General features: G+C 71.5%; 11 protein-coding genes. 5 read left to right on the forward strand and 6 right to left on the reverse strand.

Annotated features, from left to right (window positions below):
• Nucleotide 1: 1 nt before the first annotated feature.
• The 4 genes from OHA21_RS42920 to cysC all read right to left on the reverse strand — a co-directional run bounded on the left by OHA21_RS42920 (nucleotide 2) and on the right by cysC (nucleotide 5,906).
• Entirely contained in the window at nucleotides 2–1,231 is a 1,230-nt protein-coding gene (locus OHA21_RS42920; protein WP_328465188.1) for a hypothetical protein, read from the reverse strand.
• Nucleotides 1,228–2,595, reverse strand: coding sequence for a hypothetical protein (locus tag OHA21_RS42925; protein ID WP_328465190.1), 1,368 nt, complete (start codon nucleotides 2,593–2,595; stop codon nucleotides 1,228–1,230). The genes OHA21_RS42920 and OHA21_RS42925 overlap by 4 nt, the downstream gene beginning before the upstream one ends.
• The gene (locus OHA21_RS42930) at nucleotides 2,592–4,289 is read right to left on the reverse strand and encodes a Wzz/FepE/Etk N-terminal domain-containing protein (RefSeq protein WP_328465192.1); all 1,698 of its coding nucleotides are present in this window, start codon (nucleotides 4,287–4,289) and stop codon (nucleotides 2,592–2,594) included. The genes OHA21_RS42925 and OHA21_RS42930 overlap by 4 nt, the downstream gene beginning before the upstream one ends.
• Nucleotides 4,290–4,385: 96 nt before the next feature.
• Entirely contained in the window at nucleotides 4,386–5,906 is a 1,521-nt protein-coding gene (gene cysC, locus OHA21_RS42935) for an adenylyl-sulfate kinase (RefSeq protein WP_328465194.1), read from the reverse strand.
• Between the two features lie 183 nt (nucleotides 5,907–6,089).
• Between cysC and OHA21_RS42940 the strand changes: the two genes are divergently transcribed.
• The 5 genes from OHA21_RS42940 (at nucleotide 6,090) to OHA21_RS42960 (ending at nucleotide 11,006) form a co-directional block, all read left to right on the forward strand.
• Nucleotides 6,090–7,487, forward strand: a complete 1,398-nt coding sequence (locus OHA21_RS42940) for a glycosyl hydrolase (protein ID WP_328465196.1) — start codon at nucleotides 6,090–6,092, stop codon at nucleotides 7,485–7,487.
• An 88-nt stretch (nucleotides 7,488–7,575) separates the two neighbouring features.
• The gene (locus OHA21_RS42945) at nucleotides 7,576–8,490 is read left to right on the forward strand and encodes an ABC transporter ATP-binding protein (RefSeq protein ID WP_328465198.1); all 915 of its coding nucleotides are present in this window, start codon (nucleotides 7,576–7,578) and stop codon (nucleotides 8,488–8,490) included.
• On the forward strand, nucleotides 8,483–9,349 hold the full coding sequence (locus tag OHA21_RS42950; protein WP_328465200.1) for an ABC transporter permease: 867 nt from the start codon (nucleotides 8,483–8,485) through the stop codon (nucleotides 9,347–9,349). The genes OHA21_RS42945 and OHA21_RS42950 overlap by 8 nt, the downstream gene beginning before the upstream one ends.
• A complete protein-coding gene (locus OHA21_RS42955) occupies nucleotides 9,346–10,296 on the forward strand; it encodes an ABC transporter ATP-binding protein (RefSeq protein WP_328465202.1) in 951 nt (316 codons plus the stop codon). Before OHA21_RS42950 ends, OHA21_RS42955 begins: the two co-directional genes overlap by 4 nt.
• On the forward strand, nucleotides 10,296–11,006 hold the full coding sequence (locus tag OHA21_RS42960) for an ABC transporter permease (RefSeq protein WP_328465204.1): 711 nt from the start codon (nucleotides 10,296–10,298) through the stop codon (nucleotides 11,004–11,006). The genes OHA21_RS42955 and OHA21_RS42960 overlap by 1 nt, the downstream gene beginning before the upstream one ends.
• Nucleotides 11,007–11,631: 625 nt before the next feature.
• Here the strand turns inward: OHA21_RS42960 and ppc are convergent.
• Both ppc and OHA21_RS42970 read right to left on the reverse strand, forming a co-directional pair.
• On the reverse strand, nucleotides 11,632–14,427 hold the full coding sequence (gene ppc, locus OHA21_RS42965; RefSeq protein ID WP_328465206.1) for a phosphoenolpyruvate carboxylase: 2,796 nt from the start codon (nucleotides 14,425–14,427) through the stop codon (nucleotides 11,632–11,634).
• Nucleotides 14,428–14,527: 100 nt separating this feature from the next.
• Nucleotides 14,528–15,553, reverse strand: coding sequence for a glycoside hydrolase family 6 protein (locus OHA21_RS42970; protein WP_328465208.1), 1,026 nt, complete (start codon nucleotides 15,551–15,553; stop codon nucleotides 14,528–14,530).
• Nucleotide 15,554: the final 1 nt, after the last annotated feature.

Here is a 15,554-nt window from a genome sequence, read left to right on the forward strand (position 1 = left end):
ACTAGAGCTCCTCTACACGGCGGATGAGCACGGGCAGCAGCCACGTGCCGAGCACGCCGAGCCGGGCGCCCGCCTCCGCCTGCCGGTCGGTGAGATATCGGACGGCCAGGTCGACCAGGTAGAGCAGCGCGGTGATCTCCCGGGCCACCGGCGCCACCCCGAACGGCGCCAGCAGCTCGTCGGCCCGCTGTACGGTCGCCTCCACCGCGGCCCGCGCGTCCCCGGTGGACTGGATGCGCTTCTGCAGCTCGTGGTGCACCGCGTCGAAGCCGAGCGGCACCCCGGTGGCGAACCGTTCCCAGTCCCAGACCAGAAGCGCGTCGGTGAGGTTGGCCATGTTCCACGGGGCCCAGTCACCGTGCCACGCCCCGTACCGCAGGGCGGTCTCGCCGCTGTGCGCGGCCAGCACGTCGACAGCGGCGGCCAGGCCGGCGCCCTCCGCCCGGTCCGCCACCGCGGCCAGCCGCCCGCGCAGCTCGTGCCAGTACGCGCTGCTGGTCAACGGCCCGGTGGTGTACCCGCAGCACCCGGCGATGTCGAGCATCGCCGCGGTCAGCCGGCGCTGGGTCAGCGGCGCCCGGGGCAGCCATACCGGCAGCGCCGACTGGATCAGCACCTGCATGTCGCGCCACTGCCCGGCGTGCAGCACCCGGGGCACGGTCAGTTTGGTGAGCTGGCTGGTGCCGAGCGCGGTCAGCGCCGCGGTCTCCGCTTTGACCAGGCGCTGCGTGAGCGGCCCGGTGCCCAGCTTGCCGAACGCGAACGTCTCGCCGTCGGTGCCGAGCAGCTGCAGCACCGGCTTGCGGTTGGCCCGGGCCGGACCGATGTGGATGCTCACGGCCAGGTCGCGGCGCAGCGCCTCGCTCAGGTAGCCGTCGATGCCGGCCGACACCGGTCCGGTCACCCGGATCCGGTCGCGGAACAGCAGCCCGCTGGTCCGGGTGTGCACGGCGGCCACCACGGCGTCCCGCTTGAGTTTCGCGAGGCGGGACTGCGGCTCGGCGTACCGGCGGACCGCGGCGGCGGCGACGGCCGGTGAGATGGACGGGACCAGCAGTTTCGGCCGGCGGGCGTTGGGGACCACCAGGTAGTCGGCGATCAGCGGGCCCGGTCCGCCGTCGGTGTCGCACGGCGGTGGGTAGAGCAGGCCCAGCACTTCGTTCAGGTACTGGGTCCGCAGGGCCGCGTCGTCGACGGTGAGTTCCGCCGGAGCAGTCTTCACTGGGCTCACGTGTTGTTCCCCTCGATCCAGTTGCGCCAGAGCAGCGCGTATGCCAGAACCATGAAGGCCAGAGGGGTGACCAGGGAGTTGTACCAGAGCATCGCCGAGAACGAGCTGACCAGCGCGGCGCCCGCGGCCAGGCCGGTGGGGCTCCGGTCGCGGCGGAAACGCCACAGGCCGTACCCGAAGAAGCCCAGATAGCCCACGGTGCCCACCGCGCCGTGCGCGTAGAGCAGCTGCCACAGCTGACCGTTGCCGCCGACGGTGAAATTGCCGCAGCGCTCGCACCCGGCGCTCTCGCCGACGGTGATCGAGTTGCGCCCGCCGAGGGTGTTGCGGGTGCCGCCGTAGCCGATCACCGGTGAGCCGGTGAAACCGTCCAGGGCCTTGTCGATCAGGAACGAGCGGACGCCGTTGGACTTGCCGTTGTCCAGCCGGGCCTGCACGGTGTCGCCGAGCGGGGTGGCGACCAGCGCGACCGCCAGCGCACCGGTCGCGACCAGCAGCGCCCCGATGATCCAGAGCTGGCCGGCGAGCACGTAGCGGGCGGCGACGTAGAGGATGACCACGCCGATGCCGATCCACAGGCCCCGGTTGAGCGAGGCGATCGCCGGCACCACCGAGACGCCCAGGCAGAGAATCGCCAGCGCCTTCTTACCGGCGCTGTGACTGGCCCAGGCGGCCACCACCAGGAAGCCGACCAGCAGGCAGAAGTTGTTGCCCCAGGTGTTGGTGTAACCCCAGGGTGCGGCCGGGCGCGGCTTCTCCCCACCGACCAGGTCCATGATCTGCGCCGCGTACGGATGCACCAGCGACCGGACGAATCCCTTGTTGCGCACCCCGGAGGGCAGCAGCCACTCGACCGGCGAGGTGAACTCGAAGTTCCCGGCCACCATGCCGAGCAGCCCGCCCAGCACGGTCACCACGAACATCCCGGCGAGCAGCCGCACCAGGCGGCGACGGGACAGCTCGGCCTCGGTCAGGTTGCCGGCGTAGAGCAGCAGAACGGTCAGTGACGCGTACATCGAAAGCTTGTAGACGACGGCGACCAGGCGGTCGCTTGCCCGCTCGACCACCGTCCCGGCCGGGTCCGCGCCCAGCGCGGCGATGCTCACCACCACCGCCAGCAGGAAGATCGCCCACCAGGCGAAGCCGGGCGGCAGGCGCAGCCTGCGGCCCGCCGCCCGGCGCCGGATCAGCAGGAACAGCATCGGCGCGGCCATCAGCGGGAAGATCAGTACGCCCAGACCGAGCGCCCACCAGAGCGGATAGAGCAGCAGGATCCCGGCCACCGGCCAGGCCGGCAGCGAGCGGTTCTTGACGGTGCGGTGGGCCGGACCGGCGATGACGGGCGCCGGGGCGACCGCGGTCACTTGTCGTCGCCGTCCGCGGCGCCGGCGTTGGAGAGGTCGATGACCGCGGTGGCGTCGGCGCTGTCCTGCTCGGCCGAGCGCGGCCGGGCGAACGACAGCTGCTGGGTCGGGCCCTCCACCGCGCCGTCGGATTCCGGCATGGGCGGCGGCAGCGTCACGGCCGGTGTGGACAGCTGGCTGGGCTGCATCGCGCTGAGCCGCGGCATCACCACGGCGCCGAGCATCCGGGTGCCGACCCGCTGGAGCTGCTCGGCGGCGTCGATGAGAGCGGGACGGCGGGAGCGGCGCAGCTCGACCGCCAGGATCGCCGCGTCGGCCAGGCTGGCCAGGCTCTGCGCGTCCGCGCTGCTGCTGGTCGACGGCGCCTCGATGACCACGTACTGGCTCTGCCGCCGCAACGTCTCCAGGGTGTCCTTGAGCCGCTGCGACTGCATCAGCCCGGCCGCGGTGGCCGCGCCGCCGGTGGTGATCACCCGCAGCGACGGGATGCGCGGCGTGCGCTGCAGCGCACGGCCCAGAGCGACCCGCCCGGCCAGCAGATCGGAGAGGCCCGGCACGGCCGAGACCCCGAGCATCCGCGCCAGCGGCGCGGCATCCACCACACTGTCCGGCAGGTGGGCGCCGATCAGGACGACATCACTTCCGGTACGCGCGAGCGCCGCCGCCAGATTCGCGGCGACCAGCGTGCTGGCCGGGCCACGGCTGGTACCGGTCACCACGATGATCTGCTCGCCGCCCTCAAGGCTGGCCAGCACCTCGTTGCGCAGCCGGTTGAAGACCCGGCCACCCGGACCGTACGGCTGCAGCACGTCGTCGAAGTGCGGGGTGCTGCGCTCGTCCAGCGCCGCGAGCACCGCGACCCGGCCGCGGTCCCGTACGTCGGTCGCGGTGACCAGCCGCCGGTCGAACCGTTCCCGCAGGTAGGCCAGGCCCAGTCCGAGCAGCAGGCCGATCATGCCACCGGTACCGACGTTGAGCAGCGTGTTCGGGCTGGTCGGGTCCTCCGGCACGCGGGAGTCGCTGATGATGCTGCCGCCGCCGACCATCGTGGTGGTCAGCTCGTTGAGCCGGCCGGTCAGCGAGTTGAGCTGGTTCTGCGAGTTGTTCCGCAGGCTCTGCAGGTTGCTCTCGGTGGGGCTGCCCGGGCGGGCCGCGGCCAGCTTCGCGTTGATCCCGGTGAGCGTGCCGGTCAGCTGCCGCACCTTCAGGTTCAGCGACTGGATCTGCTTGTCCAGCTGGGCGCGGGCGGTCTCCTCGCGGTTGCGCAGGTACGCCTCCGCGAACGCGTGCGACCCGGACTGCGCCCCCTGCGGCGTCTCCGACTTGAAGGTGATCACGAGGACCGTGGTGTTCGCCGGCACCTGCACCGACACCGACTTGGCCAGCTCGATCGGCGACACGTCGGCCCGCATCAGCGCGGCCGCCTTCGCCGCGACCGCGCCGGAGCCGACCAGCTGGGCCTCGGTGTCCAGGTTCACCGCGCCCTTGGTCCGGCCGCCCTGCGCGTTGGTGTCCTGATCGACGGATTGGACCAGGACCGAGGCGGAGGACTCGTAGACCTTCGGCATGGTCTGCGCGAGGACCGCGCCCGCGCCCAGACCCGCGCCGGTGACCGCCAGGGCGAGCCACCAGTGCCGGCGGAGCGCGCCCAGGTAGTGCGAGAGGTCGGCAGACGCAGGACGGGACGCTTCCATCGGTTTTCGGCGGCCTTCCAGGAGGAGTGTGGGTTGCCAGCTTTGGGCGTTTCGCCCCTGTGGGGTAACGCCACACTCCCGCCGATAGTGATGGGGCTACGTCAGTTTGGGCTCCACCCAGCCGCTTTCGACGAGGTAGCCGAGCACCACCTCGACCGCCTCGGGGACGGTCATCGTGGTGGTGTCCACGGTCAGCTCCGCGTTCGGCGGGATCTCGTACGGGTCGTCGATGCCGGTCATCCCGCGCAGCTGGCCGGCGCGCGCCCGGGCGTACAGGCCCTTGCGGTCGCGGGCCTCGCAGACCTCCAGCGGGGTCGCCACGTGCACCAGGATGAACCCGGCGCCGGCCTCCATCGCCATCTGCCGGGCCGCCGCGCGGGCCGCCTCGTAGGGTGCGATCGGGCAGGCCACCGCCATGCCGCCGTGCCGGCCCACCTCGGCGGCGACCCAGCCGATCCGGCGTACGTTGCGGTCCCGGTCGGCCTTGCTGAAGCCGAGACCGGCGGTGAGCTCGCGGCGTACCACGTCGCCGTCGAGCAGGGTGATGGTCCGCTCGCCGTTCTCCCGCATGGCGTCGGCGAGGTTGCGGGCGATCGTGGACTTGCCGGAGCCGGACAGGCCGGTGAAGAAGACGACCAGGCCGCGGTGCCGGCGCGGCGGCCGGACCCGGGACAGCTCCTTGGCGACGGCCGGCGGGGTGTGCCACTCGGGCAGCGGGAAACCGCGGTCCAGCAGGTCGTCGATCTCGGCCGGGCTCATCGCCAGCCGGCGGTTGCGCGGCGGGATGTCGTCGCGCCAGCGCCACTGCCCGTCCCGGTTGTCGTAGGCGAGCTCGCGCGGCACCAGGACCCGCAGGCCGGCGCCGGAGAGAGCCTCACCGGTGGACAGCACGTGGGTGACGCCGTAGGCCTGGGCCACCCGGGCACGCAGCAGCGCGTCGCGCATCTCGTCGCGGCGGGTCATCAGGGGCACGGCCACGATGGTGGCCGGCGGCATCCGGTCGCGGGCGGCGAAGATCGAGCGGACCAGCGACTCCGGCGGCAGGCCGTCCGGTCCCGGTCCGCTGACCGGGATCAAGATCAAGAGATGCGCAGCGAGGGTACGCGCAGCGTGCGCGATCTGCGCCAGTTGTGGCCGGTGCAGTGGCCGGTCGGCGATGACGCCGAGCACCCGGCCCGGTGGCAGCAGGGCTTTCACCTCGGCCGGCGTACGCCGCAGACGCTGGAACGGCCCGTGGCCCCCGTCGCCCATCCGGCGGACCGGGCCGCCGATGCCGTACCTCTGCTCCCCGGTCTGCCAGGCGTCGGTGACCTCGATGGCCGCGACCGGCGCGCCTTCCAGGTCGGTGAGGACGACCGTGCGGCGCCGCGGGTCGGCGAGGTCCAGCTTGGCCGCGATCTCCGCGGGGATCTCACAGGTGACCGGAACCGGCCAGGGGGTGCCGTCGGCGAGCCGTCCGCGGCGGGCCAGCGACGCCAGGTCGTTGCGCCCGAGGAAGCCGGTGAGCGGCGCGTATGCGCCGGACAGCAGCAGTTCGAGGTCTGCCAGCTCGTAGGGGCGGGGCGTGAAGGACGGGGCGTCCCGCAGAACGTCGTCGGGTAGTACCGAACCATTCACTTCGAAATCCCCCTGCAGACGATTTGGGGGACAGTTTCGCAGCCCCGATCGCGGCGGTCGAGCCGGGTCAGGGCTCCGGCGCTGATCTTCCGTCCACCCGGATAAAACCCGCTTATGACTTAATTGTGTTTAAAAGCCCAGCTTCCTGGACAAGTCGCAATGATCCTTTAATACTGGGCGATCGTGAGACAGACCCGTTCTCGGTTTCTTCATATCGCGGCGCTGACCACGGCCTTCGCCATGTCGGTGACGGCCACCCTCGCCTGGGCGTGGACCGGCGGTGTCGACCAGATCGGACTGCCGTACGCGTCGTCCGGTGACCCGACCGTGACGGCGCCGATGGCCGACGTGCCGGCGCAGCCCTCCCGCGGTGAGCCGGGAACCTCACCGCTGCGGCACAGCGCGCTGCCCGACCCCGGCGTGCGGATCCTGGCGCCGACGCCGGCCCTGTCCACGTCGGCATCCACGTCGGCTTCCGCGCCGGCGGTCGTGCTGCCGCGGTACACCGGGCTGCCGGATCCGGTACTGCCCACGTATCGGTCGCCGGTGGCCCGCGGGCTGGCCGGTCCGCTGCTCGGCGGTGTCCCGGCCCGGTTCGCCGAGCCGCAGCAGCAGCCACAGCCGCACCGGCGAAAGAAGTGCCGCACCGGCGCCAAGCTGGTGCCGACCTGCGGCGTGCTCTGGGGCGTGGCGCCCGGCGCGCACACCGAGGAGAAGAGCACCCGGGCGCTGGCCGAGTTCGAGCGCAAGACGGGGCGGCACCAGGCGATCTTCCACGCGTACCACAGCGGGACGCGGCAGCTCTTCCCGACGCCGCAGGAGATCGCGATCTCCCGGGAACCCGGCCGCAAACGGGTCCTGCTGCTCAACTGGAAGCCGGAGAGTGCCACCTGGGCCGCGATCGCCAAGGGTGACCGGCGCACCGACGAGTTCCTCGACCGGCTCGCGGTCCACCTCAAGAAGAACTACCGGGAGAAGTTCTTCTTCGCGATCCACCACGAGGCCGAGGACCAGGTCCGGGAGCGGGCCGGCTCGGGGTACACGGCACGTGACTACGCGAAGATGTTCCGGCACGTGGTCAAGCGGCTGCGGGCCAAGGGCGCGAACAACGTGGTGACCGTTCTGGTGCACATGGCGTACGTGCCGCACACCACGAAGAGCTGGTTCCGCCACATGTACCCGGGCGACGACGTGGTCGACTGGATCGGGTTCGACACGTACTCGTACAGCGACCCCGGTTACGGCCACGGCGACTTCGCCGAGCTGCTGAACCGCCGCTCGGCGAGCAAGCCCGGCTGGCCCGGCTTCTACAACTGGGTCCGCCGGGCACATCCGGGCAAGCCGTTGATGATCGCCGAGTGGGGTGTCTGGTTCTCCAAGCGGAACCCCAGCCATATGGCCGAGTTCTACCGCGAGGTCGGCAAGCAGATCAAACACTTCCCGGGCATCAAGGCGATGGTGCACTTCGAGACACCCGGCAACCACAAGGGCCAGGACTCGTCGGTCGACAGCACCCCGGCCGCGCTGCGCGAATACCGCAGGCTCGGCAAGCTGCCGGTCTTCCAGGTGGCGGTGAGCTGAGTTTCCTGAGAGGCGGCTGAGAAACCCTGAGTACGCCTCAGGGGACTTCCGGATCCACGGCGGTGCGCGGGCTTTCTAGGCTGAACCCGTGACCATCATCGCTACGGAGGCGCTGACCAAGACGTACGGCGGCGGGGTGACCGCCCTCGCCGACCTGACCGTTGCTGTCGACGAGGGCGTCATCGGCCTCGTCGGCGCCAACGGCGCCGGTAAGAGCACCTTCATCAAAATCATGCTCGGACTGGTGCCGCCCAGCAGCGGCTCCGTCCGTGTCTTCAACCTCGACCCCGTCACGCAGACCGACCAGGTTCGCGCCCGCGTCGGCTACATGCCGGAGAACGACTGCCTGCCACCGGACGTCTCGGCCGCCGAGTTCGTCACCCACCTGGGCCGGATGAGCGGGCTCCCACGGACCGCCGCCCGCGAACGCGCCTCGGAGGCGCTGCGGCACGTCGGCCTCTACGAGGAGCGCTACCGGCAGATCGGCGGCTACTCGACCGGCATGAAACAGCGGGTCAAGCTCGCTCAGGCGCTGGTCCACGACCCCGACCTGCTGCTGCTCGACGAGCCGACGAACGGCCTCGACCCGGCCGGCCGGGACGCCATGCTCGCCCTGATCCACCGGATCGGCACCGAGTTCGGCATCTCGGTGGTGGTCTGCTCGCACCTGCTCGGCGAGGTCGAGCGGATCTGCGACTCCCTCATCGCCATCGAGGGCGGCCGGCTGCTGCGCGCCGACCGCATCTCCAGCATGACCGAGGCCTCCGATGTGCTTGCGGTCGAGGTCAGCGACGGTACGGACGAACTCGCCGCCGCCCTCGCCGAGATGGGAATGGCGGTCTCCCGCGAGGGCCGGCTGCTCCTCGTCCCGATGGAGTCGGAGACGGCGTACGACCGGATCCTGCACGCGGTCACCGACCTCGACCTGTCCCTGCACCGCCTGGACCAGCGCCGGCACCGGGTCGCCGAGCTCTTCACCGCGAAGGAGGCCGCCGATGTCTGAGGCAGGCGTCATCCATGACATCGGATACCAGCGGTACGAGGGGCAGCGGCTCGGCCGTCGTGCCGGGTTGACCGCGCTCTACGTACACGGTCTGCGGGCCTCGTTCGGTTTCGGCCGCTCGGCCAAGGCCAAGATCTTCCCCTGGCTGGTGGCCGGCATCATGCTGCTGGTCGCGGTGATCCTGGCCGCGGTCCGCTCGCAGCTCGGCGAGGTGATCTTCACCTACGTCCAGTTCGACGACCAGATGTCCTGGCTGATCATCTTCTTCGTCGCGATCCTCGCGCCTCAGCTGATGTCCCGTGACATCCGGTCCGGCACCCTCCCGCTGTACTTCAGCCGTCCGCTGCGCGCGGCCGACTACGTGCTGGCGAAGTTCGCCGCCATGGTCACCGCGGTGTGGCTGCTCCTCGGCATCCCGCAGCTGATCATGTTCCTGGGCGCGGCGTTCACCACGAAGGACGGCGCGAGCGGGGTGTGGAACGAGTTCCTCGACCTGGTTCCCGGCTGGGGCTACAGCCTGCTCTGGGCGGTCCTGTTCAGCAGCATCGGCCTGCTGATCGCGTCGCTGACCGGCAAGCAGGCCTTCGCGGCCGGTGGCATCGTCGGTGTCTTCCTGGTGACCACCCCGGTGGTCGGCGTGCTGAGCATCATCGGCTCCACCACCGCGAACAACCTGGCCGGCCTGGCCAGTCCGATGACCCTGATCGCCGGAATCGGCGCCTGGCTGACACCGGGCACCAGCGAGATGGAGTTCCCCATCGGCCGCTTCGGCCCGGTCTACGCGATCGAGGCGTTCTGCCTGATCGCCGCCTGCCTCCTGCTGCTGCTCGCCCGCTACCGGAAGGTGGCCTCGCTGTGACGACCGAGACCTTCGCCGCCGAGACCGGCGCGGCCACCGCCGTGATCGACCTGCAGAACGTGACCCGCTGGTACGGCAACGTCGTAGCGGTCAACGACATCACCATGTCGCTGGGCGCCGGCGTCACCGGCCTGCTCGGCCCGAACGGCGCCGGCAAGACCACGGTGCTGCACATGATGGCCGGATTCCTGGCCCCGTCGCGGGGCACGCTGACCATCGACGGCAAGCCGACCTGGCGCAACCCGGCCGTCTACCGCGACCTCGGCCTGGTCACCGAGCGCGAGGCGGTGCACGGCTTCCTCACCGCCGAACAGTTCGTGCTGGCCTGCGCCAAGATGCAGAAACTGCCGGACCCGGCCGGCGCCGCCCGCCGCGCCCTGGAACTGGTCGAGATGACCGATGCGGCACACCGCCGGATCGAGACCTTCTCGAAGGGCATGCGGCAGCGCACCCGGGTCGCCGCCGCGCTGGTGCACGAGCCGCGGGTGCTGCTGCTCGACGAGCCGTTCAACGGCATGGACCCGCGCCAGCGGATGCACATGATGGAGCTGCTGCACTCGCTCGGCGACCGCGGCCACACCATCCTGTTCAGCTCGCACATCCTGGAAGAGGTCGAGCAGGTCGCCGGCCTGGTCCAGGTGATCGTGGCGGGCCGGCTCGCGGCCTCCGGCGACTACCGCAAGATCCGGCGGCTGATGACCAACCGGCCGCACGTCTTCGCGGTCCGCAGCTCCGACGACCGGCGGCTCGCGGTCGCGCTGATCGCCGAGAAATCGGTGAGCGGCATCGAGATCGAGGCCGGTGGCCTCACCGTCCGAGCGTCCGACTACGGCAGCTTCACCCGTGCGCTGCCGCGGATCGCCCTGGACCAGGGCATCCGGCTGCAGAAGCTGGTGCCGTCCGACGAATCCCTGGAGAGCGTCTTCTCCTACCTGCTGGAGGCCTGATGTCTACCGTCGCCCTGATCACGGCGCGTGGCCTCCTGGGCCGCCGCCGGGCACTGCTGCTCCTGCCGCTGCCCCTGCTGCTCATCGGCCTGGCGCTGACTGTCCGGGCGTACGATGTGTCGCCCGACCAATGGGGCCAGGCCGTCATCGTCGGCCTCGGCTTCGCCGTGATGCTCCCGGTGATCGCGCTGATCGTCGGCACCGGCGTGCTCGGCTCCGAGGTCGACGACGGGACGCTGGTCCACATCCTGACCAAGCCGCTCCCGCGCCGCGACATCATCCTGGCCAAGTTCGGCGTCGCCGTCGTGGTCACCGCCCTCACCACGGCGCTGCCGCTCTTCGTGGTCGGACTGCTGGCCGGCTCCGCCGAGCTCGGCACCGCCCTGGCCGTGGCCGCGGTGGCCGGCTCGATCGCGTACTCCGCCCTGTTCGTCCTGCTCAGCCTGCTGACCCGGCGGCCGGTCCTGCTCGGCCTGGTCTACATCCTGGTCTGGGAGGGCCTGCTGGGTAACTTCCTGAGCGGCACCCGGGTCCTCTCCATCCAGCAGTACGTGATCACGATCGCCGACAAGATCTCGCCGACCGCCATCCTGACGTCCCAGGTGGGCCTCACCACGGCGATCGTGATGAGCGCGGTCTTCGCGGTGGTCTGCACCGCGGTCGCCATCAACCGGCTGGGCAGCTTCAGCCTCGCCGGCGAAACCAGCTGACACTGCCGCAATCCGCTTCCGGCCCGCCGCCCGCACCTCGGGGCAGGCGGGCCGGCTGCTCTGTCCCACCAGCCGCCGCTCAGGCATGTCCCGGGTGCCGCGTTGCGTGGCTGGTGGGCGGCTGGTGTTGGTGGGCCGCCGCTCGGGCGTGTCTCGGGTGCCGTGTTGCGTGGCTGGTGGGCGGCTGGTGTTTGTGGGCCGCCGCTCGGGCGGGTCTCGGGTGCCGCGTTGTGTGGCTGGTGGGCGGCTGGTGTTTGTGGGCCGCCGGTCAGGCATGTTTCGGGGCGGTGGAGGCGTGGCTGGTGGGCGGCTGGTGGTGGTGGGCCGCCGGTCAGGCATGTCTCGGGGCGGTGGAGGCGTGGCTGGTGGGCGGCTGGTGGTGGTGGGCCGCCGGTCAGGCATGTCTCGGGGCGGTGGAGGCGTGGCTGGTGGGCGGCTCGTGGTGGTGGGCCGCCGCTCAGGCATGTATCAGGGCGTGGGTCGGCTGGGCCCGGTGGGCAGGCATGCGTGCTGGGCGGGAGCCGCCGGCGTGCTGGGCGGGAGCCGCTGGAAAGGGCGACCGCCCCGGTGCGGAGGCGCGCCGGGGCGGTCGGTGAAGCAGGGGCGGTCGGTGAAGCGGGGGTGGTCAGCCGGTGTTGCGCATGCCGGCGGCGATGCCGTTGACCGTGGTGAGTAGCGCGCGCTCCAGCGCCGTCGAGTCGGACGGGCCGCGGCGGGCGCCCGGGGCCGTGGGCATCTGGCGGCCGCCTTCGCCCAGGTCGCGGTACTGGCGGAGCAGGGCCACCTGCAGGTGGTGCAGCGGCTCCAGGTAGGTGTCGCGGACACTGAGCGTGCGCGACAGCTCCGGCTGGGAGTCGAGCAGCTCGCTGCCGCCGGTGATCGCGAGGACCTCCTGGACGGTCAGCGCGTACTCCTGCTCGATCTTGGTGAAGATCGGCCGCAGCTCCTCCGGGACCAGGGTCTCCACGTAGCGGCGGGCGATCGACAGGTCGGTCTTGGCCAGCATCATCTCGACGTTCGAGAGGAAGGTGCGGAAGAACTGCCAGTTGCCGTGCATCTCGTCGAGGACGTCGCTGAGGCCGGCGGCGCGGGCCGCGGCCAGGCCGGTGCCGACGCCGAACCAGCCGGGCACGATCTGCCGGGTCTGGGTCCAGCCGAACACCCACGGGATGGCCCGCAGACCGCTCAGGCCGGCGTCGGCGTTGGGGCGTTTCGCCGGGCGGGAGCCGATGTTCAGGGCGCCCAACAGCTCGGTGGGGGTGGCGGCCCAGAAGTAGGCGGCCAGGTCCGGGTCCTCGACCAGCGACCGGTACTGCGCGAACGCCGCGTCCGAGGCGGTGTCCATGGTGGAGTCCCAGACCTTGAGGCGTACCGGGTCCACCTGGATCTGGGTGTGCAGCAGGGTGGCCTGCAGGACCGCGGCGACGGTCAGCTCCAGGTTCTCCCGGGCAAGGGCGGGCACCGTGTACTTGTCGGAGATGACCTCGCCCTGCTCGGTCACCTTGATGGCGCCGTCCAGCGTCCCGTACGGCTGGGCCAGGATCGCCTCGTGCGTCGGACCGCCACCACGGCCGACCGTGCCGCCCCGGCCGTGGAAAAGGCGCAGCCGGACCCCGTGCCGGGCCGCCACGTCACGCAGCGACCGCTGCGCCTTGTGGATGCGCCACTGGCTGGTGGTGATCCCGGCCTCCTTGTTGGAGTCCGAGTAGCCGAGCATGACCTCCTGCACGTCCCCGCGGGCCCGCACGATCTCGCGGTAGGCCGGCAGCGACAGCATCTCGTCCAGCAGGTCGCCACCGGCGTCGAGCTCGGCCGGCGTCTCCAGCAGCGGCACGATGTTGACCCGCGCGCGGCCGGTGTGGATGTCGACGAGGCCGGCCTCGCGGGCCAGTACGGCCGCCGCGAGCACATCGTCCACCCCGAGGGTCATCGAGATGATGTAGGTCTCGATGACGTCCTGCCCGAAGGCGTCCTGCGCCTCGCGGATCGTGTTGAACACGTCGAACGTCTTGCGGGCCGAGTCGGTGAGCGGGGTGTCGGCGCTGGAGAGCGGCCGCCGGCCGGTGAGCTCGGAGGCGAGCAGCTTGGTCCGGTCCGACCGGTCCAGGGTGGCGTAGTCGTCGACCTCGCCGACCTGGGTGTACATCTGCTGGAGCACCTCGTGGTGCTTCTCGGCGTGCTCGCGCACGTCGAGGGTGGCCAGCTGCAGGCCGAACGCCGACGCCTGGCGGATCGCGGTGGCGACCACACCGACCGCGGGCAGCTGGCCGGAGTTGCGGGCCAGCGAGGCGCGCATCAGCTCGAGGTCGGAGATCAGCTCGTCGCTGCCCAGGTAGTCGCGGCCGGGCACGTGCGCGATGCCGTTGCGCAGGCGGGCGCGGGTGTTGGCCAGCTTCGCCTTGATCGCCCGGACCTTCAGACGGTACGGCTCCTCGGCGTTGACCCGGCGGAACCGGTCCGCGATCTCGGGCAGGTTGTCGAGGTCCTGCGCCAGGCTGGCGGACAGGTCCAGCGAGACGCCGCGCAGCCGGCGCGAGACGGACAGCTCGTCGATCAGCTTGTCCATGGCCTTCTCGGTGGCCTGGATGCCGTGCTCGTGCTGGATCAGCAGGACGTCACGGGTGACCGTCGGGGTGACGAACGGGTTGCCGTCCCGGTCGCCGCCGATCCACGAGCCGAAGGTGAGCGGCCGGGACGTCGGTGCGGTCTCCACCCCGAGCCGGCGCAGCGTCTCGGCCAGGTCGTCGAGGACCTGCGGGGCGGCCTCGGCGTACAGGTCCTTGAGGTAGTAGACGGCGTTGCGGGCCTCGTCGGTCGGGTCCGGCCGGTCCAGGCGCAGCTCGTCGGTCTGCCAGAGCAGGTCGATCAGCTCGGCGAAGCGCTTGGTGGAGGCGGTGGTGTCGGTCGCGCCGTACAGGGCTGCGGCGGCGGACTCGGCGTCGAGCGAGTCGGCGACCTGCCGCAGCTTCGACAGGATCGAGCGGCGGGCGGCCTCGGTGGGGTGTGCGGTGAAGACCGGGCGGACCGCGAGGCGGCGGGCGGCCGCGGCGATCTCGTCGGCCGGGATCTCCCGCTCGGCGATCCGGGTGGCCGCCTGGTCCAGCCAGCCGCCGTCCTTGGCGCGGCGCCGGCGCAGGTCCCGCGCGCGGTGCACCTGCTCGGTGATGTTGGCCAGGTGGAAGTAGGTGGAGAAGGCGCGGGCCAGCTTGGTGCCGGTGGTGATGTCCATGGCGGAGAGCCGGTCGGCGGCGGCCGGCGCGTCCTGCCGGACCAGTGCGCGGATCTCCTCGACCAGGTCCAGCAGCGGCCGGCCTTCCTGCCGGGCGAGGGTCTGGCCGAGCAGCGTGCCGATCCGCCGGATGTCGGCTCGTAACGCCGCGTCCGAACCCTCTCGGTCCAGGTGGGCAGGCTGGTCGGTCATCGGGGCGCTCCTTAGCTCGGATGGCTCCAGGACGGCGCTGTCCCGACTTCGCCGATGTTATCGGCGTACCCCGGTCAAGGGGTGAATTGAGTCAAGAGTCTCATGACCCGGCGAGACTGCGCGCATAGGCCGGGTACCACTGACCTGCGGGCGGAGCGCCCCGGCCGCAGGCGCCGTCGGACTCACCCGGGCGTTTCACCCAGAGGTACGCATCGACGAGCGGCCGGCCGGTCCGCAGCGTGGGTGGTACTCCGAGCCGTCGCCCGGGCGGGTTGCACCAGTGCCGGTCGCCGGGTCCGCGGCGGGCCGGACCGTTGCCGTTGCGACTGGTGTCGATCACGAAGTGCCGGCCGTCGAGCAGCTTCGAGAGCTGTCGCCCGTACCGTAAATTGTCTGCCGTCGTCTCGAAGTTGGCGACGTTGAGCGCGAAGCCGCGCGCCTTGATGGCGCCGGCCAGGCGCAGCGCCGGCGCCATCCGTGCCGCCGGGACCCAGGTGGGATTGCCGGCGTCGAGATAGACCGACACCCCGGGCTGGGCCTGCAGGGTGGTCACCGCCGCGGCGAGCAGCGCGTAGCGCTGCCTGGCGGCGCGCGCGGTGAGGCATCCGCCGCCCACCGCCTGCGCGACCGCGTCCGGTTCCAGGATGATCAGCGCGCGATGCCCGCGGATGGCCCGGGCCAGGGCCGAGACCCAGAGCCGGTACGCGTGAGCACTCGTCGCCCCACCCTTGGAATGGCTCCCGCAGTCCCGGTTCGGGATGAAGTAGAGCGCGAGCACCGGTAGCCGTTTGGCCGCGCTCGCCGCGGTCACCAGTCGCCGGGCCCGGGCCGGATATCCCGGCGCCGCGTCGGTGAACCAGGTGGCGGCGGGCCGATCGGAGATCCGCCGCAGGATCGCGGCCTCGGCCTTGCGCCCGGAGCGTTCGAGGGCCCGCACATACGCGGCGGCGGCGCCGTTCGGGTCGACATAGAGGCCGGGGTACGCGATGCCGGTGGTCTCCGGTGTCACGCGAACCGCCGGCGCCGGTTCGCGGTCGTGCAGGATGACGCCGCCGGCCGCCACCCCGAGGAGGGCGGCCAGCAGCACGGCCCGCCGGCTGCGGCGGGCCTTCAGGTGCCGGCCCATC

The sequence above is a fragment of the Actinoplanes sp. NBC_00393 genome, assembly GCF_036053395.1.
Taxonomy (GTDB): domain Bacteria; phylum Actinomycetota; class Actinomycetes; order Mycobacteriales; family Micromonosporaceae; genus Actinoplanes.